Here is a 22397-nt window from a genome sequence, read left to right as displayed (position 1 = left end):
GGAGGTCCTCTCAGGGGGTTCAGGCGGTGGTGGACCGCCAGCCCGTGGCCAGCAGGCCCAGGGCGCGGTCGAGGTGGTGGTGGAAGCTGGTGATGTCGTCGGGGGAGAGTGCTGCCGGGCGGTCCGGATCGTCGATCCACGCCTCTTCGGCGGCCTGGAAGCAGCTCATGACGGAGGAGGCGAGGGTGGCGACGAAGAGCGGGTCCGCGCCCGGCCGGAGGGTATGCAGCTGCTCGCGCAACCAGTCCGCCATGTCGGCCCACACGCTGCGCTCGAGCAGCACGCGCCCGTCGGTTGCCTGACCGTGGCAGTTGAGGGCCGCGAGCCAGCCGAGGAAGTCCGCGGGGATCCCCTCGGTCCGGACCAGCCGGCGCAGCGCGGCGACCGGGTCGTGGCTGAGCTCCTCGGCATCCAGCTGCGCGATCATCGCGGTGGCGTGACCGGCGAAGACGGCGCTGAGCACCGCGGAGATGCTGCCGAAGTAGTTGAAGAACGTGCGCCGGGAGATGCCGGCCCGCTCCGCCACCTGCTCGACCGTGATGTCCTCCGCCGGGGTCTCACCCACGAGCTCGCGCAGGGCACTGACGATCGACTCGGAGGTCCGCGCCTTGTTGAGCTCGCGGCGCCCGGGAGCGGTCGCGGCCGCAGTGGCGGCGTGGGATGCGGGGGCGACGGGAGGAACGGGGAACGCGGGAGAGTCAGGAGGAACACGGGACGTGGGCACGATCTGAGCATACAAATAGATGCACAGTGTGCAAAATTGCACGACGTGCACCCCATCACCGAGCGTCGCAGATGGTTGTGTTTCCCCTTACCGAGCGTCGCAGATGGTTGTCTCACCCGCCACCGAGCGTCGTGGATGGTTGTCATCGAGGGGCTTGGACAACCATGTGCGGCGCTCGGTGGGTCGTAGGGCGACCATCTGCGGCGCTCGGTGGGTCTTAGCAGGGGGCGGGATCCGCCAGGTCCGAGCGTTCGTCCTGCGCGTCCATCGCCCGGGCACGGCGGGCACGGCGGGAGCGGCGGACCTGCCGCACCATGTCGGCCGAGAGGACGACGAGCGCGAGCCAGACGAGGGCGAAACCCACCCAACGGGAGGCGGGGACGGTCTCGCCGAGCAGCAGCACCCCGGTCATGAGCTGCAGGAACGGCGTGAGGAACTGCAGCAGACCGATCGTCGACAGCGGGACCCGGCTCGCGGCTGCCGCGAAGAGCAGCAGCGGGACCGCGGTGGCGATGCCGGTCGACATCAGCAGCACGGTATGCAGCCCGCCGTGACCGACCCAGGTCGTCGCGTCCGACCGGTCCAGCCACCACAGGATGAGCAGCGCGAGGGGCAGCACGGTCGCGGTCTCGCCCATGAGGGAGCGCAGCGGGCTGAGCGAGACCCCCAGCCGGTTCTTGAGCAGGCTGTAGGTCGCGAACGAGCAGGCCAGGGCCAGGCTGATCCACGGCGGTGACCCGTAGTCCACGGTGAGGTAGACCGCAGCCACCGCTCCGATCGCGACGGCGATCCACTGCAGCCGCCGGAGGCGTTCACGCAGGATGACGACGCCGAGCGCGACCGTCACCAACGGGTTGAGGAAGTAGCCGAGCGCCGCCTCCGTCACGTGCCCCGTGAGCACGGCATACGTGTAGATGCCCCAGTTGGCGGCGATGAGCAGACCGGCGAGCATGACGCCGCCCAGCCGGCGGGGCGAGCGGGCCAGGTCGACCATCCAGCGCAGGTCGCGGGTGATGAGCAGGACCGCCAGGCACAGCACCAGCGTCCACACGATGCGGTGGGCCACGATCTCCCACGGCCCCGCCGGGCGGAGGGTGGCGAAGTAGAGCGGGAACGCGCCCCAGAGGAGGTAGGCGAGGAAGCCGTAGGTGGTGCCGTGCTGGCGCCTGCGCTCGGCCTCGTCCGTCACCGCCTCATCCTACGGCGTGCCCTCACCCTCGTAGACCTCCTCGCCCTCCTCGGCGAGCACCTCACCGGCGGCCGCCGTCGGTCCCGCGGTGGTCTCGCCCTCGAGCAGCTGCTCGACCTGGCCGGGTCGGGTGCCGTCGACGGTCCAGGTGTCGCGACCGCGCAGCAAACCGTCGAGGGAGGTCTCGTCGCGGGTGGTGCCGGCCGAGGCCTGATCGACCTGCGCCCGCACCCCGTCGTCGTAGGTCGGGCGGTCCACCTGGCGGAAGATGCCCATCGGGACGGTCTGCATGCTCGGGTCGTCGAGCCGCGACAGCGCGAACGCCGCCGTCGGGTCCGGCGCGGACGGGTCGTGCACCACGACGGTATGCCCCTCCGGCACCTCCTGCTCGGGCACCACCTGGAGGTGGCCGTCCGGGTCGCGGACGACGACCTTGGCCTCCGGGCTGCCCTCGGCGCCGATCCGCACCGGCTCACCGGCCCTCAGATGGGCGACCCGGCCGGTGGCCTCGTCACGGTCCTTGAGCAGCTGGAAGGCGCCGTCGTTGAAGATCGGGCAGTTCTGGTAGATCTCGACCAGCGACGTGCCGCGGTGGGCGGCCGCCGCCTTGAGCACCTCGGTGAGGTGCGCGCGGTCGGAGTCCATGGTCCGGGCCACGAAGGTGGCCTCCGAGCCCAGGGCCAGCGACACCGGGTTGAAGGGGTGGTCCACCGATCCGGCCGGGGTCGACTTGGTCACCGCGCCCACGTCGGAGGTGGGGGAGTACTGCCCCTTGGTCAGACCGTAGATCTTGTTGTTGAACAGCAGGATCGTGAGGTTGACGTTGCGCCGCATCGCGTGGATGAGGTGGTTGCCGCCGATCGACAGCGCGTCGCCGTCACCGGTGACGACCCAGACCGACAGGTCCTCCCGTGCGGTCGCCAGGCCGGTGGCGATGGCCGGCGCACGCCCGTGGATGGAGTGCATGCCGTAGGTGTCGAGGTAGTAGGGGAAGCGGCTGGAGCAGCCGATGCCCGAGACGAAGACGATGTTCTCCCGGCGCAGCCCGAGGTCGGGCAGGAAGCTCTGCACGGACGCGAGCACGGCGTAGTCACCGCACCCGGGGCACCAGCGGACCTCCTGGTCGGAGGTGAAGTCCTTCTTGGTCTGCTTCTCGCCTGCGTCGAGCGTGGGCACGCCGTCGGTGCCGAGACGGACGGGAAGACCGAGGTCGGTGCTCATCGGGTCACCTCCTGGTGCTGGACCTCCATGAGGTTCTCGTGGATCACCTGGGCCAGCTCGCCCGCGGTGAAGGGCAGCCCGCGCACCTGGGTGTGGCTGCGGACGTCGACGAGGTAGGTGCCGCGCAGCAGCAGCGCGAGCTGGCCGAGGTTCATCTCCGGCAGCACGACCCGGTCGTAGCGGCGCAGCACGTCACCGAGGTCGGCGGGGAAGGGGTTGAGGTGGCGCAGGTGGGCGCGGGCGACCTTGGCGCCGGTCGCGCGCACCAGGCGGGTCGCGGCCGCGATGGGGCCGTACGTCGAGCCCCAGCCGAGGACGAGCACGCGCGCCTCGCCGCTGGGGTCGTCCACCTCCAGCGGGGGTATGGAGTCGGCGATCGCCTCGATCTTGGCCTGGCGCAGTCGCACCATCCGGTCGTGGTTGGCGGGGTCGTAGGAGATGTTGCCGGTGACGTCGGCCTTCTCGATGCCGCCGATCCGGTGCTCGAGGCCGGGGGTGCCGGGGACCGCCCAGGGCCGCGCCAGCGTCGTCTCGTCCCTCAGGTAGGGGTGGAAGACCGGCTCGCCGGACTCATCCGTCGCGTTGGGCTCGGTGGCGTGCTCGACGGTGAGGTCGGGCAGGGTCGCGGCGGCGGGGATCTGCCATGGCTCGGAGCCGTTGCCGAGGTAGCCGTCGGAGAGCAGGATCACCGGGGTGCGGTAGGTCGTCGCGATCCGCACGGCCTCCAGCGCCGCGTCGAAGCAGTCGGTCGGGGACTGCGCCGCGACGACCGCGACCGGGGACTCGCCGTTGCGGCCGTGCAGGGCCTGCAGCAGGTCGGCCTGCTCGGTCTTCGTCGGCAGCCCCGTGGAGGGCCCGCCGCGCTGGATGTCGATGATGAGCAGCGGCAGCTCGGTGGCGACCGCGAGGCCGATTGTCTCGCTCTTGAGCGCGAGGCCAGGCCCGGAGGTGGTCGTCACGCCCAGCGACCCGCCGAAGCTGGCGCCGAGCGCCATACCGACCGCGGCGATCTCGTCCTCGGCCTGCAGCGTCGTGACCCCGTGCGCCTTGAGCGCGGACAGCTGGTGGAGCACGTCGGAGGCGGGGGTGATGGGGTAGGACCCGAGCACCAACGGCAGGCCCGTGCGGTATGCCGACGCGACGAGTCCGAGGGCCAGCGCCTGGTTGCCGGTGATGGTGCGGTAGGTCCCGGGTGTCATCGGGGCCGGTGCGACCTGGTAGCGGACCGCGAAGTCCTCCGTCGTCTCGCCGTAGGCGTGCCCGGTGCGCAGCGCGGTGAGGTTGGCCTCGAGGATCTCCGGGGCGCGGGAGAACTTCGCGCGCAGGAAGGCCTCGGTGGAGGCGGTGTCGCGGGAGTAGAGCCAGGACAGCAGGCCCAGGGCCAGCATGTTCTTGGCCCGCTCCTTCTCCTTGCGGGTGAGGCCGTCGATGTCGGCCAGCGCCTCGACCGTCATCGAGGTCAGCGGCAGCGCGTGCACGTGGTAGCCCGCGTCCGACAGCGAGTCGTCCTCCAGGGGGTTCACGGCATACCCGACCTTGGCGAGGTTGCGCTTGCTGAACTCGTCGGAGTTGACGATGACCGTGGCGCCCCGCGGGAGGTCGGGCAGGTTGGCCTTGAGCGCCGCCGGGTTCATCGCCACGAGGACGTCGGGAGCATCACCGGGGGTCGCGATGTCGTGGTCGGCGAAGTGGACCTGGAAGCTGCTGACGCCCGGCAGCGTGCCCTGGGGCGCGCGGATCTCGGCCGGGAAGTTGGGCAGGGTCGACAGGTCGTTGCCGAGCGCCGCGGTGTCGGAGGTGAAGCGGTCGCCGGTGAGCTGCATACCGTCACCGGAGTCCCCGGCGAAGCGGATGACGACGCGCTCGAGCTGGTGCAGTGGAGTGGAAGACATGTCAATAGGCAAGGTTACTCTCCCCTAAAGACGGTCGGGACACGGCGGGGGAGGCTCTCCCAGCGGGGGGCGGGCAGCATCCGCGCCCGCGGTCTCACCCGGAGGCGCGTGACCTCAGCCGTGCCGTACGCAGGTGATCGCCCACGGGCGGGCCTCCAGGCGGCCACCCGGGATCGGCTCGCCGCACACCGCGCACCGGCCGTAGCTGCCGTCCTCGATCGCGGCCAGCGCCGCCCGCACCTCGTCGAGGAGCCCCTGCAGGTTGTCGTGCGCGCTCACCGCCGTGAGCCGGTCGACCGCCATCGCGGTGCCGTCCCCGACCCGCTTGCCGAAGGAGATGCTGCCCTGGTCCTGGATGGGGCGGCTCAGCTGCTCCATCTGGGCGATGAGCTCGGCCTCCTTGGCCTCCAGCTCCGCCCGCGCCTGCTCGTGCATCGGCCCAGGATGGCACGTCCGCGGCGCGGGCGCGCTCTCAGAGGACGTCGTCGGTGCTGCCGTAGTTGCGGTAGTTGAGGTAGGACCGGCGCGCCTTGAGGGCGGCCCGCAGCGGCGCGCTCAGCGGCGACAGCGGCAGGTCGTAGGCGGGGAACCAGTAGCGCTGCGACCCGAACTTCAGCTTCATCTTCAGCACCCCGAAGGAGTGCTTGGACTCGTCCAGCAGCCGCGGGATGCCCCAGAGGTCGAGCTGGGCGTAGCCGTGCTCGTGGGCGTCCTTGATGGCGGTCCAGTAGAACGCGTCAGGGGCCTTGGCGTCCTTGCGCTTCTCACCCTCGGAGGGTGGGCGGTCGTCGCGCACCGACCCGCCGTAGAGGTAGGTCGTGGTGTCACCCAGGCCGAGGAAGAACCCGCCCGCCAGGGCCCGACCCTCGTGGCGCGACAGGATGAGGTATGCCTCGGCGCCGTCCAGGTCGGCCTCCCGCAGCAGCGTCTCGTAATAGCTGCGGGGGAAGGCCCCCAGGCTGGAGCGCTCGTTGGTCGCGGTGAAGATCTCCCAGAAGTCCTCGAAGCTGTCGTCGCGCCCCGCCTGCACGTCCATCCGCTCGGCGGTCCGCACGTTGCGGCGGGCCATCTTGTGCAGCCCCGCGAAGATCGTCTCGGGGTCCGGGCGCGTGTCGATGAGGATGGTGTGCTCGGGCTGCTCGGTCCTGGCGCGCCGGAACGGCCCGAGGCGGTCCGGGATGACCGCCTGCTCGGCCTCGAGGTCCTCCTGCTCGGGGCTGTCGCCGGCGAAGAGCGGCTCCGGCGGCTCGATCGTCAGGAAGTGGTCGCTGCGGCGGGCCACCTTCTTGACCGCCCGCGCGAAGTCCGGGAGGAGGGCGGGGTCGGCGAGGACCGGCCCGCGGGGGGCATACAACGTGCTCACGCCGGGGACCAGGGTCTTGCGCATGAGCTGCACCGCACCCACCGTGCGGCCGTCCTGCCGGACGAGGTAGCGCAACGGCTCCTGGCCGAGCTCGCGGCGGGCCTCGCCATAGCCCCATCCCTGCAGCGGACTGCTCACGGGGAGGTCGAGCAGGGCTGCCATGTAGGACGCGCGGTCAGAGGCGGTCTCCAGGGTCAGGGTCATGGCGACAGGGTAGCCGCCGGGAGGAGCCCTGCGACGACGGCCAGCCGGGTGCGCTGGCACACTCGGTGACCATGGCACGGACGAGGGCGAGAGGCGCCGGCGGAGCCCTCGGGTGGGAGCACCTGGCGGCGCCGGACCTGCGCGGGCGCACCGTCGTGGTCACCGGGGCGAGCGACGGGATCGGCCGCGAGGTGGCGCTGCACCTGGCCAGGTGGGGTGCGCGGCTCGTCCTCCCGGTCCGCAACCGCGCCAAGGCCGAGGTGGTCCGTTCCCGGCTGCTCCGGAAGACCGCCGTCGCCGGGGCCGATGCCGTGCGGCTCGTCGACCTGGACCTCGCCGACCTCGGGTCGGTGCGGCGGGCGGTGGAGGAGATCGGCGTGCTGCTCGAGGGGGACCGGGCCGACCTGGTCAGCGTCGCCGGGGTCGTGTCACCCCGCCGGCAGGAGACCGTCGACGGCTTCGAGCTGCTGCTGGGGGTCAACGCGCTCGCGCCCATGCTCCTGGTGGAGTCGCTGCTCCCCGTGGTGCACGAGCGGGTGGTGCTCGTCACCTCCCACGCGCACACGGCCGGCCGGTTCGACCCGGCGGATCCGCACTTCCGGCGGACGCGGTGGACCCTGCCCCGGGCCTGCTCCCGTGCCAAGCTCACCGCGATGCAGTGGGGGCTGGACCTCGGTGCCCGTATGCCGCCCGGCACCCAGGTGCAGCTGACGCACCCCGGGTGGGTGGTCACCAACCTGCAGAACGCCAGCGGCGACGCGCGCCTCGACCGGCTCGTGACCACGGCGAGCCGCCCGCTGGCCATGACCGCCACCGAGGGTGCCGCGGCCGTGCTCTTCTCGCTCACCCAGCCGTTGCCCCCGGGCTCCTACGTCGGCCCCGACGGGTGGCAGCACCTGCGCGGCCGACCCACGCTCATCCGGCGCTCGGCCGCGGCGCTGAACGCCGAGCAGGCGGCGCGGACCGTCGCCTGGGTGCGGCGTGAGGTGGGTCTGGACGCCGACGGACCCACGTCGGGCTGACTCACTGCCGGTCGCGCCGTCCGGGAGATCGGCGCCGGTGGCGTCGTCAGTGCCGGTCGCGCTGGGCCGCGACGACCTCGCCGACCCGGTCCTGCGCGATCGCGGCGACCAGCCCGGCCACGGCGTCCTCGATCTGGTCGTACATCGCGACGTAGGCCTCTTGCGGCATACCCCACGGGTCGGGGATGTCCCGCACGCCGTCGCCGGCGTCGGAGGCGAAGGCGCCGAGCCGCACCACGGTGGCCTGCTCGGCAGGGGTCCGGGCGAGGGAGAGGAGGTCGGCCTCGTTGCTGGAGTCCATCGCGAGCACCAGGTCGGCCCCCTCGAAGTCGGTGGCCTCGAACTGCGCCCCGCGGGTGGTGAAGGCATACCCCCGGCGCTCGCCCTCGGCCACGGACCGGGGGTGCGGGCGCTCGTCGACGTGGTAGTCGGCCGTCCCGGCCGAGCTGACGGTGACGTCCTGCAGCCCGGCCTCCTCGAGCCGGCGGAGCAGCACCGCCTCGGCGGCGGGGGAGCGGCAGATGTTGCCCAGGCAGACCGTGACGATGTGCATGCCCCCACCCTCTCACCGCGACCGGCGCCTGGGAGGGTGGCGTCATGACGCCGGAGACCGCCTTCACCAAGACCCGCGCCGACGCCCCGCCGCTGTTCTTCGACCGTGAGGCGGTGGGCCTGGGCGTGCTGGGGGCCGCGGGCGCCCGGGTGCCGCGCGTGCTCGACGTGTCGGAGGGCGGCATCACCCTCGACCGCGTGCCCGCCGGGGGCGAGCGCACCGTGTCCGGCGAGGAGGCCTTCGGGCGCGAGCTGGCCGCCCTGCACCGGGCCACGGGGGAGCGCTACGGCGCCGTCGACGGCGAGCCCACGGCATACCTCGGCGACTGCCCGATCGACCTCACCCCCTGCGGCACGCTGGCCGAGTCGTGGCTGGAGCGCCGCGTCGTGCCGCTCACCCGGGAGTGCGTGGAGCGGGGTCAGCTCGACGGCACCGCGCTCGCCGACGCCGAGGCGCTGGCTGGCAGCGACCTCGGGCCGGTCGAGCCGCCGACCCTGGTCCACGGCGACCTGTGGGCGGGCAACCGGCTGGTGGACCGGCGAGGGCGCAGCTGGCTCATCGACCCGTGCGCCCACTACGCCCATCGCGAGGTCGACCTGGCGATGATGCAGCTCTTCGGCGGGTTCAGCGGGCGCGTCTACGCCGCCTACGCCGAGGACTTCCCGCTCGCGGCGGGCTGGCGCGAGCGGGTCGCGGTCTTCCAGACCGTGCCGCTGCTCGTCCATGTCCTCCTCTTCGGCGGGGGGTATGCCGTGCAGGCGGGCGACGCGCTGCGCGCCGCCCGCGGCTGAATGTCGCCGCGGCCCGTGCTGAGATGGTTGCGAGACGAAGGGGTGTGCCATGCGGCAGGTGATCGGCGGGCTGGCCGTGGCCTCGATGCTGCTCGCCGGGTGCACGCGGGAGTACGATGACGACATGGCCACCACCACGAGCCCACCCCTCGTCGTCGAGACCGCCACGCCGGACGACGCCTCGGCCACGACCGCTCCCGCGGACGACGAGGCCGCGACGGCACCCGCCCCCGAGCCCTCCGAGGCCGTCGACCTCGCCGAGCAGCTCACCGACGACGACCTGCGCGCCCAGGTCGAGTGGGTGCTGGGCCTGCTCGAGCCCGGCGCCGAGGGCCCGACGGCCACGGACATCGCGAAGCGGTTGGCGCCCTCCTTCCTGGATCAGGTGACGCAGGTGGAGTTCGCCCGCGTCCTCACCCAGCTGCGGGAGCGCGGCCCCTACACCGTCACCGGCGCCGACCAGAGCCAGGGGGTGGGCCGGATCGCGTCCTTGGCGCTGGCCTCGAGCCAGCAGCCCGTGGTCCTCACCATCGGCCTGGACGAGGAGGGTCGCGTGCAGACCCTGCTCTTCCAGCCGGACACCTCCGGCACGCTCCCGACGCTCTCCGCGTGGGCCGACCTGGACCAGGCACTCACCGAGCTCGAGGGACAGGCGCAGGTCGTCGTGGGCGAGGTAGACGTGCCGGGCGGGAGCTGCGAGCTCGTCCACACCACGGAGGGCCTGGAGCCAGGCGGTGAGCCGGCGCCGAGTGGCTCGGTATACAAGCTGCTCGTGCTCTCCGCCGTGGTGGACGCGGTTGCGGAGGGGGAGCTGACCTGGGACCGACGGCTCACGATCACGCCGGAGGTCAAGAGCCTGCCCTCGGGGGTCCTTCAGGACCGCGAGGACGGCTCGGAAGTCACTGTGCTGGAGGCGGCCCGGTTGATGATCTCGATCAGCGACAACACCGCCACCGACCTCCTCGTCACCGCCGTCGGTCAGCCGACCCTACGCGCGGCAGCGACCGAGGCGGGCGTGGACGCCACCCGGATCATGCCGGTCGCCACGACCCGGCAGTTCTTCCAGCTCGGCTGGCAGGTCGACGCGGAGGTCCGGCGCCGGTGGGCCGAGGCGGCGGTCCCCGAGACGCGAGAGGCGATCCTTGCCGACCTCCCCGAGGAGCTCGACCTCGACCTGGCCACGATCACCGAGCCTCGGTGGGAGGCGGATATCGACTTCTCTCTCACCGGGGCCGAGGTCTGCGGCCTGCACGCGCGGCTGCAGCAGCAAGCCAGGACCGAGCCAGGGTCGCCGGTGCGCGACATCCTGTCCGCCAACCCCGGTATCGGCCCCGTGGCGGGTGTGTCCTACCAGGCTTTCAAGGGCGGGTCGGCACCCGGCGTCCTGGCGTTCTCCTTCTATGTCGAGTCGGCGGCCGACTCCGACTCGAGCCCCGACACCGGCCGGGTCCTGGTCGTCCAGGTCCGGCGCGCCGACGAGATCGACGAGATGCGCGCGTCCACCATCACCGAGGCCGGCCTCCAGCTCCTGATGGACCCCGACGACTAGGCTGACCTCGATGTCCGACTACCTCGTCGTCGCGCTGGTCAGCCTCCTGGGGGTGGCCCTGGTCGCGGTCGCCTTCGGCGCCCGCCGACTGCTCGCGCCCAGCGATCCGACACCGGCGAAGGTCACGACCTACGAGTCGGGTGTGGACCCGGTCGGGTCCGGCTGGGAGCAGGGCAGCGTGCGCTACCTCGTGTATGCCCTGCTCTACGTCGTCTTCGCCGTCGACGCGGTCTATCTCTTCCCGTGGGCGCTGGTGATCCGCTCCGACCTCGGCGCGGCCAGCCTGGTCGAGATGGCGATCTTCATCGGGGTCCTCGTCGTCGCCCTGCTGCACGTGTGGCGGCGCGGCCTGCTGCGGTGGTGGTGACATGAGCGACCAGGCGAGCGGGCGGCATACCACCAGCCTGCCGACCCCGCGCCTCGGTGCGCCGGTGGAGAAGGCTCCCCGCGCGGTCCAGGTCGTGCTCAACTGGGGCCGGAAGTACTCCCTCTGGGTCTTCAACTTCGGACTCGCCTGCTGCGCCATCGAGTTCATCAGCGCCTCGATGGCGCGGCACGACTTCATCCGGCTGGGCGTCATCCCCTTTGCGCCCGGGCCGCGGCAGAGCGACCTCATGGTCGTCTCCGGCACCGTGACCGACAAGATGGCGCCCGCGATCCGGCGGCTCTACGACCAGATGCCGGAGCCGAAGTACGTCATCTCCTTCGGCGCCTGCTCCAACTCCGGCGGCCCCTACTGGGAAAGCTACTGCGTGACCAAGGGCGTCGACCAGCTCATCCCGGTCGACGTCTACGTCCCGGGCTGCCCGCCCCGCCCGGAGGCGCTGCTCCACGGGATCATCACGCTGCAGGAGCAGATCGCGGCCGAGACGCCCGGGCGCGCCCGAGCCCGCCACGGCTCGCGGTATGCCGACCGCCCCGTCACCGCCGGTGAGGTCACCCGGGGCCTCGTGGCGCCGCCGCCCACCGACTGACTTTTTCTCCACCGAGCGCCGCAGATGGGCGCTCTCACCCCCACCGAGCGCCGCAGATGGTCGCTCTCACCCCCACCGAGCGCCGCGAATGGTCGCTCTCACCCCCACCGAGCGTCGCAGATGGTCGCTGTCACCCTCACCGAGCGCCGCGAATGGTCGTCGCCTGGACGTCGATGGCGGCGAAGCGACACCGCCGCCGGTCGGTCGAGACGCGGGACCGGTGTGCCGTGCGCGATCCACCGCCGGTTCGATCCGCGCTTCAGCGACCATCTGCGGCGCTCGGTGGGGGCAGGGGCAACCATCTGCGGCGCTCGGTGGGGGCAGGGGTGACCATCTGCGGCGCTCGGTGGGGGTGAGAGCGACCATCTGCGACGCTCGGTGGGGGTGAGAGCGACCATCTGCGGCGCTCGGTGGGGGCAGGGGCAACCATCTGCGGCGCTCGGTGGGGGCAGGGGCAACCATCTGCGACGCTCGGTGGGGGTGAGAGCGACCATCTGCGGCGCTCGGTGGGTGGGGCGGGCGCCCGGCGTAGGGTGGCGACCATGGCCGAGCACGATCCCGCACAGGCGCCCGCCGACACGGTCGAGGTCCGGACCCGACGCGTGGATCCCGCAGAGGCGCCCGTCGCGACGGTCGAGGTCCGGACCCGACGCGTGGAGCCCGAGCAGTGGCACGAGACCGTCCGGGTGGCGCGCGCGGAGGGGTATGCCTTCTTCGACTGGCTCTCCGCCGTCGACGAGACAGATTCCGGGCAGGGAGAGGCACCAGCTGTCAATGAGAGCGACCCCCAGCAGGGGCCCGAGGACGCCGAGGAGGGACTGACCCCCGGACTGGACGTCGTGTGCCATCTCATGGACGTGCGTCACGGCCGGCAGGGGATGCACCGGTTGCTCCTCACCACCCGGGTGCCCGACGGCGCGACCCTGGCCTCTCTCACCGACCTCTTCGCCGGGGCCGCCTGGCACGAACGTGAGACGCACGAGATGTTCGGCCTGGTCTTCTCCGGCTTCCAGGACGGCACCGGCCTCGGGCTGCGCCCGCTGCTCCTGCCGGAGGGCTTCGAGGGCACGCCGCTGCGCAAGGACTTCGTGCTCGCGGCCCGCGCCTCCAAACCCTGGCCCGGGGCCAAGGAGCCGGGGGAGGGCAGCGAGGCGCCCGCCGCAGGTGCTGCCCCCGCCCGGAGGCCGCGCAAGCGCCTGCTCCCGCCCGGGGTGCCGGACCCCGAGTGGGGCCCGAGGCGCGACTGAGCGCCCGCGCCGCCCGCCGACACCGCCGGACCCACGAGCCGCGCCGCCGTGGGCTCAGCTCACGTGGTCGCCCTGCTGCAGCGCGCCGAGCGCGGGATCGAAGAAGCGCCCGAGGACCTGGGTGTCCTGCACGGCATACCCCAGCCGCTCGTAGAACGCCACGGCCTCGCCGTTGCCGGTGCGGACCATGAGCTGCAGCTTGGGTATGCCGCGCGCCTGCACCCACTCCTCGGCCGCGGACATGAGCGCGCGGCCGAGGCCCCGGCGTCGGTGCCCGGGCGCGACGGCGAGGTAGTAGACCCACCCGCGGTGGCCGTCGTGGCCGACCATCACGGTGCCTATCAGGACCTCACCCTCGTGGGCGCCGAGCACCGCGGAGGAGTCGCTCGTGATCGCCCGCGTCAGGTCGGCGTGAGGGTCGTTCCAGGGGCGGGTGAGGCCGCAGTCCTGCCACAGCCGCACGACAGCCTCCCCTGACTCCTCGGTCAGCGGTGCGATCCTCATGCCGGGGCGCTCGCGGCGTGCCGGACGGTGATATCCCCCGTCCCGGTGCGCACGCTCACCTCCAGATGGGCCTGCCCCTCCTCCGGGGCGCCCAGGTGGTCGATGTCGCGGCGGACCTCACCGGTGCCGCTGGACAGGTCCAACCAGACGGGCAGGCCGCGGGGGACCGAGACCTGCACGTCCCCGGTGCCGGTGCGGGCGGAGAAGCGCCCCGACCCCGCGTGCACGACGACGTCTCCACTGCCGGTGGCGACCGTGACGTCCTGGTCGGTGCTGGCGAGCGTGACATCACCGCTGCCGCTGCGCACCTCGAGCGGCCCCGGACCGGTGGCCGTGCGGAGCTCGAGGTCCCCCGAGCCGGTCGTGAGGCTGCCCTCGGTCATCGTGCCGACCCGGACGTCGCCCGAGCCGGTGGCCGCGCGCAGCCGGCCCGTCTCCTCCAGCGACAGGTCGCCGGAGCCGGACCTCACGCGGGTCACGCCGCTGACGCCCTGCAGGACGACGTCGCCCCGCTTGGTGCTCACGTCGACGTCGGCACCGTGCGGCAGGTGCACCTCGACGTGCACCGGCACCGCGCCGGAGCCGAGGGAGAAGGAGCCGAGGGAGAAGCTGAACCCCCGACCGCCCTCGGGGTCGACCAGCGCCGGGATGTCGATGCTCACCCGCCCCCGGTGGCAGCCGGCGGTGACCGGCCCGAGGTCGAGGGGCGCCGTGCTCGAGAGGGCGACCTCCGCCGTCCCCTCGGGTGCGTCCAGCACGACGGCGACATCGCCGTGGTGGTGGCGCAGCTCCAGGGAGATGGGGTGGTCGTCGGCGAAGCCGTAGGTGTGCTGGGTGGCGGTGCTCGTGGTCATGGTGTCGTCCTCTCAGGCCCAGCCGGTGACCCGGCGGGTGCGGTGGTAGGGGGTGGTCCGGTCGGGGCCGGCGTCGGCGTGCCGGTCGGTGACGGCGCGGCGCAGGGCCTGCACGATCCAGGTGTTGAGCGACTGACCGGCGGCACCGGCCCGCCCCTCGGCCTGCTCCTTGAGCAGCTCGGGCAGCCGCAGCGAGACCCGTGCCAGCCCGCCGTCCTCGCCGGCGGTGTCGGCCTCAGGGCCCGGTCCGGTTGCGAGGGGAGCGCCGGTGCCGCTGGCGGCGGGTGCGGGCACCTGACGCACCTCCAGGACAGGGTCGCGGCCGTCCATGCGGACGGTGACCACGGCATCCTCCAGCTCGGAGGTGAGGGAGGCGGCGGCGTCGGAGAGCGCCTGGACCAGCGCCGACCGCACGGCCGTCTCCACCGAGGGCACGAGTCGACCGACGACCTCGCGCGTCGGTTCGTCGGCCAGCGCCGTGGCCCGGTCGAGGTCGTGCGCGACCTGGGTGAGGTAGGGGTGTAGATCCATGACGTCATACTGGCGTCATCTTGGCGTCACTGTCAACAGGTATGACGTCACCCTGGCGTCGTGACGGCCGACGGGACCCGTGCGGTGCGGCGTCGCGGGGATGTCGGCCTCACTCGTTAGGGTGAACGCGATGCTCGCCGAACTCCCGTGGGCCCTCGAGGCCGTGCTCAAGGCCGCTGTCGTGCTGGCGGCCTTCCTCACGCTGCCCCTGGCGCTCGGGCAGCTCGAGCACAAGCTCATGGGCCACATGCAGGGACGGCTGGGCCCGATGGAGGCCGGGCCGCACGGCATCCTCCAGCTGGTCGCGGACGGCATCAAGTTCGCGCAGAAGGAGGACATCACGCCGGCGGCGGCGGACCGCCCGGTCTTCCGGCTCGCGCCGGCGGTGGCGCTGGTGCCCTACCTCGTCGCGCTCTCGGCCATCCCGCTCGGCGCCGCGTGGGTGGCGGTGGACGTGCCCGCGAGCTTGCTGCTCGTGCTCGCCGTGACCAGCGTCGGGGTCATCGGCACGCTCATGGCCGGCTGGGGTTCGGGCAACAAGTACTCCCTCCTCGGCGGTCTGCGGGCGGGCGCGCAGCTGGTGTCCTACGAGCTGCCCCTCATCCTGGCCGCGGCCAGCGTCGCCATGGCGGCCGGCACCCTCTCCCTCACCGCCATCGTGCAGGAGTGGTCGTGGTGGTGGCTGGTCTGGCAGGCGCCCGCCGCCGCGATCTTCCTCGCGGCCAGCGTCGCGGAGCTGCAGCGCACGCCCTTCGACGCGCCCGTGGCCGACTCCGAGATCGTCTTCGGTCCGCTGACCGAGTACACCGGGCTGCGTTTCGCGTTCTTCCTGCTCGCCGAGTATGCCGGCATGGTCGTCATGGCGCTGCTGTTCACCGTGCTCTTCCTCGGGGGCTGGCGGGGGCCGTGGGCCGACGCGGGCGCCGGGATCGTGGGGGTGCTGTGGACGCTCGTCAAGGCGACCGGCGTGGGCGTGCTCTTCCTGTGGCTGCGGGTCGCCTGGCCGCGGGTGCGTGAGGACCAGCTCCAGCGCTTCGCCTGGCTGGTGCTCATCCCGCTCGCGCTCGTGCAGCTGGCGGTCACCGGCGTCGGGGTGGTGTTCCTCGGATGAGCGGCATCACCGGTCTGCTGCGCGGCCTGGGCACCACCGCCCGGACGCTCACCCGACGCGCCCACACCGCGCAGTACCCGCATACCGAGCCGGTGCTGCCCGAGCGCAGCCGCGGCGTCATCGCGTTGCTGGCGGACAACTGCACCTCGTGCATGCTGTGCGCCCGTGAGTGCCCGGACTGGTGCATCACCATCGACTCGCACAAGGAGACCTTGCCCGCCGAGACCGAGGGGGGCAGGGAGCGTTCGCACAACGTCCTCGACCGCTTCGACATCGATTTCTCGCTCTGCATGTACTGCGGCATCTGCATCGAGGTATGCCCCTTCGACGCGCTCTTCTGGGCGCCCGACTTCGCCTACGCCGAGGGTGACATCCGCAACCTGCTCCACGACAAGGAGCGCCTCGGGGGCTTCATGGCGTCCGTGCCGCAGGCGAGCCTGCCGGAGGGCTACCAGCGGCCGGTCGACACCGCTGATGACGCCGACTCCGGTGATGGTGAGGCGAGCACCGGGGACGACTCGGCGGCGGACGCCCCAGCGGCCCGGGCTCCGGAGGACGACGCGTGAGCGGCCTCGACCTCCTCTTCCTCGCCGTCGGGCTGGTGACCGCGGGCGCCGCTGCCCTGTCGGTGACCTCCCGGCAGGTCCTGCACGCCGCGCTCTGGCTCGTCGTCACTCTCGGGGGCCTGGCCGGCTGCTACCTCGTGCTCGGCGCCGAGCTCGTCGCGCTGGTGCAGCTGCTGGTCTACGTCGGCGCCGTGGTCGTGCTCGTGCTCTTCGCGCTCATGCTGACCCGGGCCGGCGGCGTGCCGGTCGTCACGAGCGTGCCGCAGCGCGTCGCGGCCGGCCTCGTCGGAGCGGGTACGACGGTGATCCTCGGCGGTGCGCTGCTCTCGGCCTTCGGGTGGGGGAGCGTGCCGATCGACGGCGGTGGCAACGCCGAGGTCGCCGCGACGATCTTCGGCACCGATGCGTGGCCGTTCGAGCTGCTCTCGGTCTTGCTGCTCATGGCGCTCGTCGCCGCGGTCGCGGTCGCCCGCGCCCCGGTGGGCGGTCAGGACGACCCGAGCCAGCGGCCGAACCCGCCCGCCGACGTCGAGGCCGTGCAGGGGGACCCGTCGTGATCCGTCCTGCCCTGCCCTATCTCCTCGCCGCGATCCTGGCGGGCCTGGGCGCCTACGGCATCCTCGCCCGGCGGCACGCCGTCCTCGTGCTCATCGGGGTCGAGCTGCTGCTCGGCGCCGCCGGTCTCCTGCTCGTCACGGTCGCGCAGACCGGTGCCGACGGCGACCCCGGGGCTGCGGTGCTCACCCTCTTCGTCATCACCATCGCCGCCGCCGAGGTGGTCCTCGCACTCGCGATCTTCCTCGCGCTGTTCCGCGCCCGGGGTCACGTCGACCTGCACGCGGCTCTCGGCGGCGACGGCGAGGGCGACGACGGTGAGGCCCGTGAGGGTGAGGAGGTGAGCGGCCGTGCCTGAGCTGCCCGACCTCGACTGGTCCGACCTGCAGCTGCCCTCGGTGCCGTTGCCGCACCTGCCGATGCCCGATCTGTGGGGCTCGCCCGCACACTGGGCCGTGCTCGCCACCCTGCTCGCCGCGCTGGCCGGCCTCGGTGTGACCGGGCGGTCCAACCGGCTGGCCGCGTGGATCGGCGTGGGCGGCTCGCTCGTCGCCTTCGTCGCCAGCCTCTGGCAGCTCTACACCCTGACCCAGATCGAGGCGGCGCAGCGCTCGATCGGCACCATCGGGGCGCTGCAGCTCGGCGAGCTCGACGTGCCGCTCGGCATGCTCGTGACCTGGCCGCTCGCCCTCGTCGCCTTCACCGTCGCGACGGTCGCGCTCGTCGTGCAGGGGTATGCCCGGTGGTACCTCTGGTACGACCCGCGCTACCGGCCGTTCGCCGCCACGGTGTCGCTGTTCTCCGCGGCGATGCTGCTCCTCGTCCTCTCCGACGACCTGCTGCTCACCCTCGTCGGGTGGGAGGTCATGGGCTGGTGCTCCTACCTCCTCATCGGTCATCAGTCCACGCGCCCGGCCGCGACCCGGGCCGCGAGCAAGGCGCTGCTCGTCACCCGCACGGCCGACATCGGCTTCGTGCTCGGCCTGGTCATCCTCGCGGCCGAGGCCGGCACGACACGGATCACCGACGTCGTGCAGCACTGGGCCGCTGCGGGGAGCTCGCCGACGCTCACGGTCGCCATGACGCTGCTCGTCGTCGGGGTCGCCGGCAAGTCCGCGCTCTTCCCTTTCCAGGACTGGCTGCCCGATGCCATGGAGGGCCCGACCCCTGCCTCCGCGCTCATCCACGCCGCGACGATGGTCGCCGCGGGCACCGTGGTGCTGGCTCAGCTCTTCGAGCTGCTGGCCCTCTCCGGACCCGCGCGCATGCTGCTGGCCGTGCTGGCGTGCACGACGATGATCGGCGCGGCGGTGCTGGCCTTCGCCCAGGGCGATCTCAAGCGGCTGCTCGCCTGGTCCACCGTGAGCCAGGTCGCCCTCATGCTGGCCGTCCTCGCCGCGGCGACGACGGCCACCGGGCCCGACGCCGCCCTGCAGCACCTCGTCGCCCACGCGTGGTTCAAGGCGCTGCTCTTCCTCACGACGGGCTGGCTGGGGGTTCTTGTCGGCGGGACCGCCATGGCTCTCGTGGCCTCGGGCACCCGCCGCTACCGCGTGCTGCGGCACCGCTTCGGCTGGGGGCTGCTGGCCCTGGCCGGTGTCCCGCCCTTCGTCGGCTTCTTCTCCAAGGAGGCCATCCTCGGCACCGCCGAGGCGGGCACGGCCGCCGGCTCCGAGGGCGGGCTCGTCTCGGTCGTGGTGCTGGCCGCGGTCGGCGCCTCGGCGCCGCTCACCGCCGCCTACTGCATGCGCGCCTGGCTCGTGCTCAGCACCCCCACCGCGGCCCAGGGGCACGCCCGGATCTACGAGCCGAGCCCGGTGGAGCGGATCGACGACTTCTTCGACGAGCCGCAGGTGATCCAGGAGGCCGAGGGGGTCGAGCGCGCCGAGGCAGCCATCAGCTCCTCTGCCCGCATGGGGACCTCCGTCCTCATGCTCATGACGCTCTTCGGCGGGATCCTCCTGCTGCTCCCGGTCTGGGGGCCGCAGGCCCACGTGGACCTCCAGCTGCTCCTGGCGACCCTGCTGCTCATGCTCGTCAGCGCCCTGCTCGTGCGTCTCGCGGCCGGCGGCGTGCGCACCCGTGACGCCGCCGCCCGCATACCGGCCCGCGTCAGCCTGGCTGCCGAGCGGGGCCTCTACGCCGACGTCGCCTACCGGGCCGTCGTCGCGACCCCGGTCCTGGCCCTCGCCCGCGCGGTCGCGTGGTTCGACGACCAGGTCCTCGACTCCTGGGTCCGTGGCGCAGGCCAGGGGGCCCGGCTCCTTGGCCGGGTCGGTGAGCTCACCAGCCCGCGCCGGGCGACCCCCGGGCTGGCCCTGGTGCTCGCCGGGATGCTCGTGCTCGCCGCGATCGGGGTGGTGACGGCGTGAACGGCCCGGTGAGCAGGATGCGCGACGACCTCCTCGCCCTGGTGCCCGACCTCGGCATCTGGTGGTATGCCCTCGCCCTCGCCCCGCTGCTGCTCGTGGCCGTCATGCTGCTCGTGATCGGGCGCTGGCCCGAGCAACCGGGCCACCGGGTCGTCCACCGCGGATCGATGGCGGCCTCAGCGATCAGTGCGCTCGGGGTGCTCGGCGTGTGCCTCGACCGGCCGGTGGTGGACGTCAGCTGGATCCCCAGCCTGGGCGTGTGGTTCAGCCTGCGTCCCGACGGGCTGTCGGTGCCCCTGCTGCTGCTCACCGCCCTGGTCGGCGTGGTCGCCACCGCCCTGCACCTGCACCCGGCGCACGAGCCGCGCCAGGTCGCGGTCGACCTCGAGGACACCGACCCGACCTCCCCGATCCCCGTGGTCCGGGGCGAGGACGTCCCCGGGCTCGCGACCTACCACGCCTGCCTGCAGCTCGTGCTCCTCGGCGCCCTCCTCGCCTTCCTCGCCGGCGACGCCATCCTCTTCTTCATCGGCTTCGAGCTCGTGCTCGTCCCGATGTGGGTGCTCGTCGCGCGCTACGGCGACCCGACCAGCGACCGGGACGGCGCGGCGCTGCGCTTCCTGCTCGTCACCGTCGTCGGCTCCTCCCTCGTGCTCCTCGGCATCCTCGCGGTCGGCACGGCCACCGGCACCACCGACCTGGCGGTCTGGGCGGCCGAGGGTGGGGCCTCGCTGGGGCGCGGCTCGCAGCTCGCGATCGCGGCGGTCCTCCTCGTGGGTCTCGGGCTCAAGATCCCCGTCTTCCCGGTGCACACCTGGTTGCCGTGGGTGCACGCCACGGCACCGACCGCAGGATCGGTGCTGCTGGCCGCGGTGCTGCTCAAGCTGGGCACCTACGGCGTGGTCCGCCTGGTCGTGCCGGTCGTCCCGGAGGGCTTCGCCGCCTGGTCGCCGCTGCTCGCCGGGCTCGGTGTGGCCGGCATCGTGTGGGCCTCCCTCGTCTGCCTGGTCGAGCCCGACCTCAAGCGGCTCATCGCCTGGTCCTCCGTCGCCCACCTGGGCTTCGTCGTGCTGGGCATCGCGAGCGGCACGCAGGCCGGTCTGCAGGCGGCGCTCTTCGGAAATGTCGCCCACGGCCTCATCTCGGCGCTGCTCTTCGTCGTCGTCGGAGGGCTCAAGCACCGGTGGGGCAGCGCTGACCTGCGGCGTCGCCGCCCGGCCGTGCGGGAGGTCGCGCCCCGCCTCGGTCTGGCGCTCGTCGTCGGTATGGCGGCGGCGAGCGGGCTGCCCGGGCTCGCCGGGTTCTGGGGTGAGATCGGGGCGATCCTCGCCGCCTGGTCACCGGCGCCGGACCGGCCGGAGGGGTGGTTCCGGGCCTTCGCCGTGGTCGCCGCGGTCGGTGGCGCCCTGGCCGTCGCCTACACCGTGCGGGTGCTGCGCGAGGTGTGGGCCGGTGACCGGGTGGAGCCGAGGATCCCCGACGCCGTGCTCACCGAGCGGACCGCGCTGCGGATGCTCGGCGTCCTCGTCCTCGTCCTCGGGCTGGTCCCGACCGTGCTCCTCGGCGTGACCGCGCCCTTCGTCGAGGGGGTCCTGGGCCGATGAGCCTCGAGCTGAGCCTGGTCTCCCTGCTGCCCGTCATCGCGCCGGTCGTGGCGGCGGTGCTCGTCCTGCTCCTGGACGCCGCCGTGCCGCAGCGCCGCGAGCCCCACCTCGTCCTCGGCGCCGCCGGCCTCGCCGCCGGTCTGCTCGGGGCGCTCCCGGGGCTCCGGCTGCCGGCCGACGACACCCGCTCCGCCCTCTGCCTCCCCGACGGCTGGTGCGCCTATCGCGCCGACCACCTCACCTCGGCGCTGCAGGTCTGCGCCCTGCTGGCCGCCCTCGTCGTGCTCGTCCTCGCCTGGCGCGACTGGTCGGCCCCCGGCCCGGGCGGCGGTGCGGAGGGCACCGGACGGGCGCCGGTCGTCGTGGCTCTCCTGCTGGCGGCGACCGCCGGTGTGGTGGCCGTGCCCGCCGCCGGTGACCTCGGGTCGCTGCTGGTCTCCCTCGAGCTCGCCACCCTGCCGACGGTCGCCCTGGTCGCACTCGTGCGCACCACGTGGGCCGCGCCCCGGCGCGCCCGTGCCGTCGACGGGGCCGTCTCGCTGCTCACCACCTCCCTGGTCTCCTTCGGGCTGCTCGCCCTCGGCGCCGCCCTGTGGGTGGCCGCGACGGGCAGCACCCGCTTCGACGGGGTGCCGCAGGTCGCCCACTCAGAGCTGCTCGTCCTCGCGGCCGTGCTGCTCGTCGCCGGGCTGGCGTTCAAGGTCTCCGCCGTCCCCTTCCACGCCTGGACCCCGATCACGTATGCCGCGGCGCCGCTCCCGGTGACGGCATACCTCGCCACCGTGTCCAAGGTGGCGGCCCTCGGCGGCCTCGTCGTGGTGATCCGCGCCCTCGGTGCCGTCGACGGCACCACGCTCGTCGCCATCGCGGTGCTGGCCGGGGCGTCGATGACGCTGGGCAACCTCGTGGCCCTGGTGCAGCAGGACACGGTGCGGCTGCTGGCGTGGTCGACTGTCGCCCAGGCCGGGTGGGTACTGCTGCCGCTGGCCTCGCTGTCCACCCGCGCGGCCCGGGCCGCGGGGTCCTACCTCCTCGTCTACGTCGCGGCGACGCTGCTCGCCTTCGTCGTCCTCGCCGCCGTCGTGGCGCTGGTCGGCGGACGGGAGGCGACCTCGCTGGAGACGCAGCGGGGGATGCTCCGCAGCCGTCCGTTGCTGGCCCTACCGCTGGGCCTGGCCCTGCTCACCCTGGCCGGTCTGCCGCCCGCCGTGGCCGGTGTCGTGGCCAAGATCGTCGCGCTGCGGCCCGTCCTCGGTGACGAGACCTGGTGGCTGGCGCTGGTCGCCGCGGTCAACATCGCCCTCGGCATCGCCGTCTACCTCCGCTGGCTCGCGGTGCTCGTGGCGCCGGGCAGCCGCCGCTCCCCGCTCGTCCCGGTCCGGGTGCCGGCGGGCGGCGACAGCGACGCACCCGACCAGATGCCCGCCGCAGCGGGGGATCGTCCCGACTCTGCCGCGGGCGTCCGGCAGCCGCGCGTGCCGGCCCGGCTGTGGGTCCTCGTCGGCCTGCTGTCGGCGGTCCTCGTGCTCGGCAGCATCGCGCCCATCGGGATCGTCTGAGACCTGGCTGCA

23 protein-coding genes are annotated in these 22397 nt (G+C 73.1%); 13 read left to right on the top strand and 10 right to left on the bottom strand.

Annotated elements, in window-relative coordinates:
- Positions 1–19 precede the first annotated feature (19 nt).
- The 6 genes from FA582_RS12070 to FA582_RS12045 all read right to left on the bottom strand — a co-directional run bounded on the left by FA582_RS12070 (position 20) and on the right by FA582_RS12045 (position 6593).
- The gene (locus FA582_RS12070) at positions 20–724 is read right to left on the bottom strand and encodes a TetR/AcrR family transcriptional regulator (RefSeq protein ID WP_158640872.1); all 705 of its coding nucleotides are present in this window, start codon (positions 722–724) and stop codon (positions 20–22) included.
- 217 nt (positions 725–941) lie between these two features.
- Positions 942–1913 (bottom strand): EamA family transporter RarD, encoded by a 972-nt coding sequence (gene rarD / locus FA582_RS12065; protein WP_147899827.1) that lies wholly within the window; start codon positions 1911–1913, stop codon positions 942–944.
- A 9-nt stretch (positions 1914–1922) separates the two neighbouring features.
- Complete coding sequence (locus FA582_RS12060; RefSeq protein ID WP_010146327.1) at positions 1923–3134, bottom strand: 2-oxoacid:ferredoxin oxidoreductase subunit beta; 1212 nt, start codon at positions 3132–3134, stop codon at positions 1923–1925.
- A complete protein-coding gene (locus tag FA582_RS12055) occupies positions 3131–5026 on the bottom strand; it encodes a 2-oxoacid:acceptor oxidoreductase subunit alpha (RefSeq protein WP_010146329.1) in 1896 nt (631 codons plus the stop codon). Before FA582_RS12055 ends, FA582_RS12060 begins: the two co-directional genes overlap by 4 nt.
- A 114-nt stretch (positions 5027–5140) precedes the next feature.
- Positions 5141–5461 carry a TraR/DksA family transcriptional regulator gene (locus FA582_RS12050; protein ID WP_010146331.1) on the bottom strand — a complete coding sequence of 107 codons (321 nt, stop codon included), beginning with the start codon at positions 5459–5461 and terminating at the stop codon, positions 5141–5143.
- Positions 5462–5498: 37 nt separating this feature from the next.
- Positions 5499–6593, bottom strand: coding sequence for a lipid II:glycine glycyltransferase FemX (locus tag FA582_RS12045; protein WP_010146332.1), 1095 nt, complete (start codon positions 6591–6593; stop codon positions 5499–5501).
- Between the two features lie 71 nt (positions 6594–6664).
- Here FA582_RS12045 and FA582_RS12040 point away from each other — a divergent pair, with 71 nt between their 5' ends.
- Complete coding sequence (locus tag FA582_RS12040) at positions 6665–7615, top strand: SDR family NAD(P)-dependent oxidoreductase (RefSeq protein WP_010146333.1); 951 nt, start codon at positions 6665–6667, stop codon at positions 7613–7615.
- Positions 7616–7661: 46 nt separating this feature from the next.
- On the opposite strand, the gene FA582_RS12035 is transcribed toward FA582_RS12040, so the two are convergent.
- Positions 7662–8168 (bottom strand): low molecular weight protein-tyrosine-phosphatase, encoded by a 507-nt coding sequence (locus tag FA582_RS12035; RefSeq protein WP_010146334.1) that lies wholly within the window; start codon positions 8166–8168, stop codon positions 7662–7664.
- 44 nt (positions 8169–8212) lie between these two features.
- Between FA582_RS12035 and FA582_RS12030 the strand changes: the two genes are divergently transcribed.
- The 5 genes from FA582_RS12030 to FA582_RS12010 all read left to right on the top strand — a co-directional run bounded on the left by FA582_RS12030 (position 8213) and on the right by FA582_RS12010 (position 12729).
- Positions 8213–8959 carry a fructosamine kinase family protein gene (locus tag FA582_RS12030; RefSeq protein WP_010146335.1) on the top strand — a complete coding sequence of 249 codons (747 nt, stop codon included), beginning with the start codon at positions 8213–8215 and terminating at the stop codon, positions 8957–8959.
- Between the two features lie 49 nt (positions 8960–9008).
- A complete protein-coding gene (locus FA582_RS12025; protein WP_010146336.1) occupies positions 9009–10508 on the top strand; it encodes a serine hydrolase in 1500 nt (499 codons plus the stop codon).
- Positions 10509–10518: 10 nt separating this feature from the next.
- Positions 10519–10875 (top strand): NADH-quinone oxidoreductase subunit A, encoded by a 357-nt coding sequence (locus FA582_RS12020; protein WP_010146337.1) that lies wholly within the window; start codon positions 10519–10521, stop codon positions 10873–10875.
- A 1-nt stretch (position 10876) separates the two neighbouring features.
- The gene (locus FA582_RS12015; RefSeq protein WP_010146338.1) at positions 10877–11482 is read left to right on the top strand and encodes an NADH-quinone oxidoreductase subunit B; all 606 of its coding nucleotides are present in this window, start codon (positions 10877–10879) and stop codon (positions 11480–11482) included.
- Positions 11483–12024: 542 nt separating this feature from the next.
- Entirely contained in the window at positions 12025–12729 is a 705-nt protein-coding gene (locus tag FA582_RS12010) for an NADH-quinone oxidoreductase subunit C (RefSeq protein ID WP_010148750.1), read from the top strand.
- A 54-nt stretch (positions 12730–12783) separates the two neighbouring features.
- Here FA582_RS12010 and FA582_RS12005 read toward each other — a convergent pair whose 3' ends face one another.
- From FA582_RS12005 to FA582_RS11995, 3 genes are read right to left on the bottom strand one after another with little or no spacing between them, the layout of a single operon-like run.
- Positions 12784–13233: a GNAT family acetyltransferase gene (locus tag FA582_RS12005; RefSeq protein WP_051125217.1), complete on the bottom strand. Its 450-nt coding sequence runs from the start codon at positions 13231–13233 to the stop codon at positions 12784–12786.
- Positions 13230–14087 (bottom strand): DUF4097 family beta strand repeat-containing protein, encoded by an 858-nt coding sequence (locus FA582_RS12000; RefSeq protein ID WP_010148748.1) that lies wholly within the window; start codon positions 14085–14087, stop codon positions 13230–13232. The genes FA582_RS12005 and FA582_RS12000 overlap by 4 nt, the downstream gene beginning before the upstream one ends.
- 12 nt (positions 14088–14099) lie before the next feature.
- Positions 14100–14618 (bottom strand): toxin-antitoxin system HicB family antitoxin, encoded by a 519-nt coding sequence (locus tag FA582_RS11995; protein WP_010148747.1) that lies wholly within the window; start codon positions 14616–14618, stop codon positions 14100–14102.
- Positions 14619–14748: 130 nt separating this feature from the next.
- Here FA582_RS11995 and FA582_RS11990 point away from each other — a divergent pair, with 130 nt between their 5' ends.
- Genes FA582_RS11990 through FA582_RS11960 form a run of 7 tightly spaced genes read left to right on the top strand, consistent with a single transcriptional unit; the run spans position 14749 to position 22385 of the window.
- Positions 14749–15729, top strand: coding sequence for a complex I subunit 1/NuoH family protein (locus FA582_RS11990; protein ID WP_147899826.1), 981 nt, complete (start codon positions 14749–14751; stop codon positions 15727–15729).
- On the top strand, positions 15726–16295 hold the full coding sequence (locus FA582_RS11985) for a NuoI/complex I 23 kDa subunit family protein (protein WP_010148744.1): 570 nt from the start codon (positions 15726–15728) through the stop codon (positions 16293–16295). The genes FA582_RS11990 and FA582_RS11985 overlap by 4 nt, the downstream gene beginning before the upstream one ends.
- Complete coding sequence (locus FA582_RS11980; RefSeq protein ID WP_010148743.1) at positions 16292–16852, top strand: NADH-quinone oxidoreductase subunit J family protein; 561 nt, start codon at positions 16292–16294, stop codon at positions 16850–16852. Before FA582_RS11985 ends, FA582_RS11980 begins: the two co-directional genes overlap by 4 nt.
- Positions 16849–17208: an NADH-quinone oxidoreductase subunit NuoK gene (nuoK, locus tag FA582_RS11975; protein ID WP_010148742.1), complete on the top strand. Its 360-nt coding sequence runs from the start codon at positions 16849–16851 to the stop codon at positions 17206–17208. The genes FA582_RS11980 and nuoK overlap by 4 nt, the downstream gene beginning before the upstream one ends.
- Positions 17201–19222, top strand: coding sequence for an NADH-quinone oxidoreductase subunit 5 family protein (locus FA582_RS11970; protein ID WP_010148741.1), 2022 nt, complete (start codon positions 17201–17203; stop codon positions 19220–19222). The genes nuoK and FA582_RS11970 overlap by 8 nt, the downstream gene beginning before the upstream one ends.
- Positions 19219–20826, top strand: a complete 1608-nt coding sequence (locus FA582_RS11965; RefSeq protein WP_237707548.1) for a complex I subunit 4 family protein — start codon at positions 19219–19221, stop codon at positions 20824–20826. The genes FA582_RS11970 and FA582_RS11965 overlap by 4 nt, the downstream gene beginning before the upstream one ends.
- On the top strand, positions 20823–22385 hold the full coding sequence (locus FA582_RS11960; protein ID WP_010148737.1) for an NADH-quinone oxidoreductase subunit N: 1563 nt from the start codon (positions 20823–20825) through the stop codon (positions 22383–22385). The genes FA582_RS11965 and FA582_RS11960 overlap by 4 nt, the downstream gene beginning before the upstream one ends.
- Positions 22386–22397 lie beyond the last annotated feature (12 nt).

It is taken from the genome of Serinicoccus profundi, from assembly GCF_008001015.1.
GTDB lineage: Bacteria > Actinomycetota > Actinomycetes > Actinomycetales > Dermatophilaceae > Ornithinicoccus > Ornithinicoccus profundi.
The sequence above is the reverse complement of the archived record's forward strand: the minus strand, read 5'-3'. Positions and strand labels throughout refer to the sequence as shown.

Coding starts and splice junctions, on each gene's coding strand:
- FA582_RS11960 (WP_010148737.1), top strand. CDS start 20,823: ATGAGCCTCGAGCTGAGCCTGGTCTCCCTGCTGCCCGTCATCGCGCCG.
- FA582_RS12025 (WP_010146336.1), top strand. CDS start 9,009: ATGCGGCAGGTGATCGGCGGGCTGGCCGTGGCCTCGATGCTGCTCGCC.
- FA582_RS12060 (WP_010146327.1), bottom strand. CDS start 3,134: ATGAGCACCGACCTCGGTCTTCCCGTCCGTCTCGGCACCGACGGCGTG.
- FA582_RS12005 (WP_051125217.1), bottom strand. CDS start 13,233: ATGAGGATCGCACCGCTGACCGAGGAGTCAGGGGAGGCTGTCGTGCGG.
- FA582_RS12010 (WP_010148750.1), top strand. CDS start 12,025: ATGGCCGAGCACGATCCCGCACAGGCGCCCGCCGACACGGTCGAGGTC.
- FA582_RS12020 (WP_010146337.1), top strand. CDS start 10,519: ATGTCCGACTACCTCGTCGTCGCGCTGGTCAGCCTCCTGGGGGTGGCC.
- FA582_RS12015 (WP_010146338.1), top strand. CDS start 10,877: ATGAGCGACCAGGCGAGCGGGCGGCATACCACCAGCCTGCCGACCCCG.
- FA582_RS12030 (WP_010146335.1), top strand. CDS start 8,213: ATGACGCCGGAGACCGCCTTCACCAAGACCCGCGCCGACGCCCCGCCG.
- FA582_RS12000 (WP_010148748.1), bottom strand. CDS start 14,087: ATGACCACGAGCACCGCCACCCAGCACACCTACGGCTTCGCCGACGAC.
- FA582_RS11990 (WP_147899826.1), top strand. CDS start 14,749: ATGCTCGCCGAACTCCCGTGGGCCCTCGAGGCCGTGCTCAAGGCCGCT.
- FA582_RS11995 (WP_010148747.1), bottom strand. CDS start 14,618: ATGGATCTACACCCCTACCTCACCCAGGTCGCGCACGACCTCGACCGG.
- FA582_RS12055 (WP_010146329.1), bottom strand. CDS start 5,026: ATGTCTTCCACTCCACTGCACCAGCTCGAGCGCGTCGTCATCCGCTTC.
- FA582_RS12035 (WP_010146334.1), bottom strand. CDS start 8,168: ATGCACATCGTCACGGTCTGCCTGGGCAACATCTGCCGCTCCCCCGCC.
- FA582_RS12045 (WP_010146332.1), bottom strand. CDS start 6,593: ATGACCCTGACCCTGGAGACCGCCTCTGACCGCGCGTCCTACATGGCA.
- FA582_RS11985 (WP_010148744.1), top strand. CDS start 15,726: ATGAGCGGCATCACCGGTCTGCTGCGCGGCCTGGGCACCACCGCCCGG.
- FA582_RS12050 (WP_010146331.1), bottom strand. CDS start 5,461: ATGCACGAGCAGGCGCGGGCGGAGCTGGAGGCCAAGGAGGCCGAGCTC.
- FA582_RS12040 (WP_010146333.1), top strand. CDS start 6,665: ATGGCACGGACGAGGGCGAGAGGCGCCGGCGGAGCCCTCGGGTGGGAG.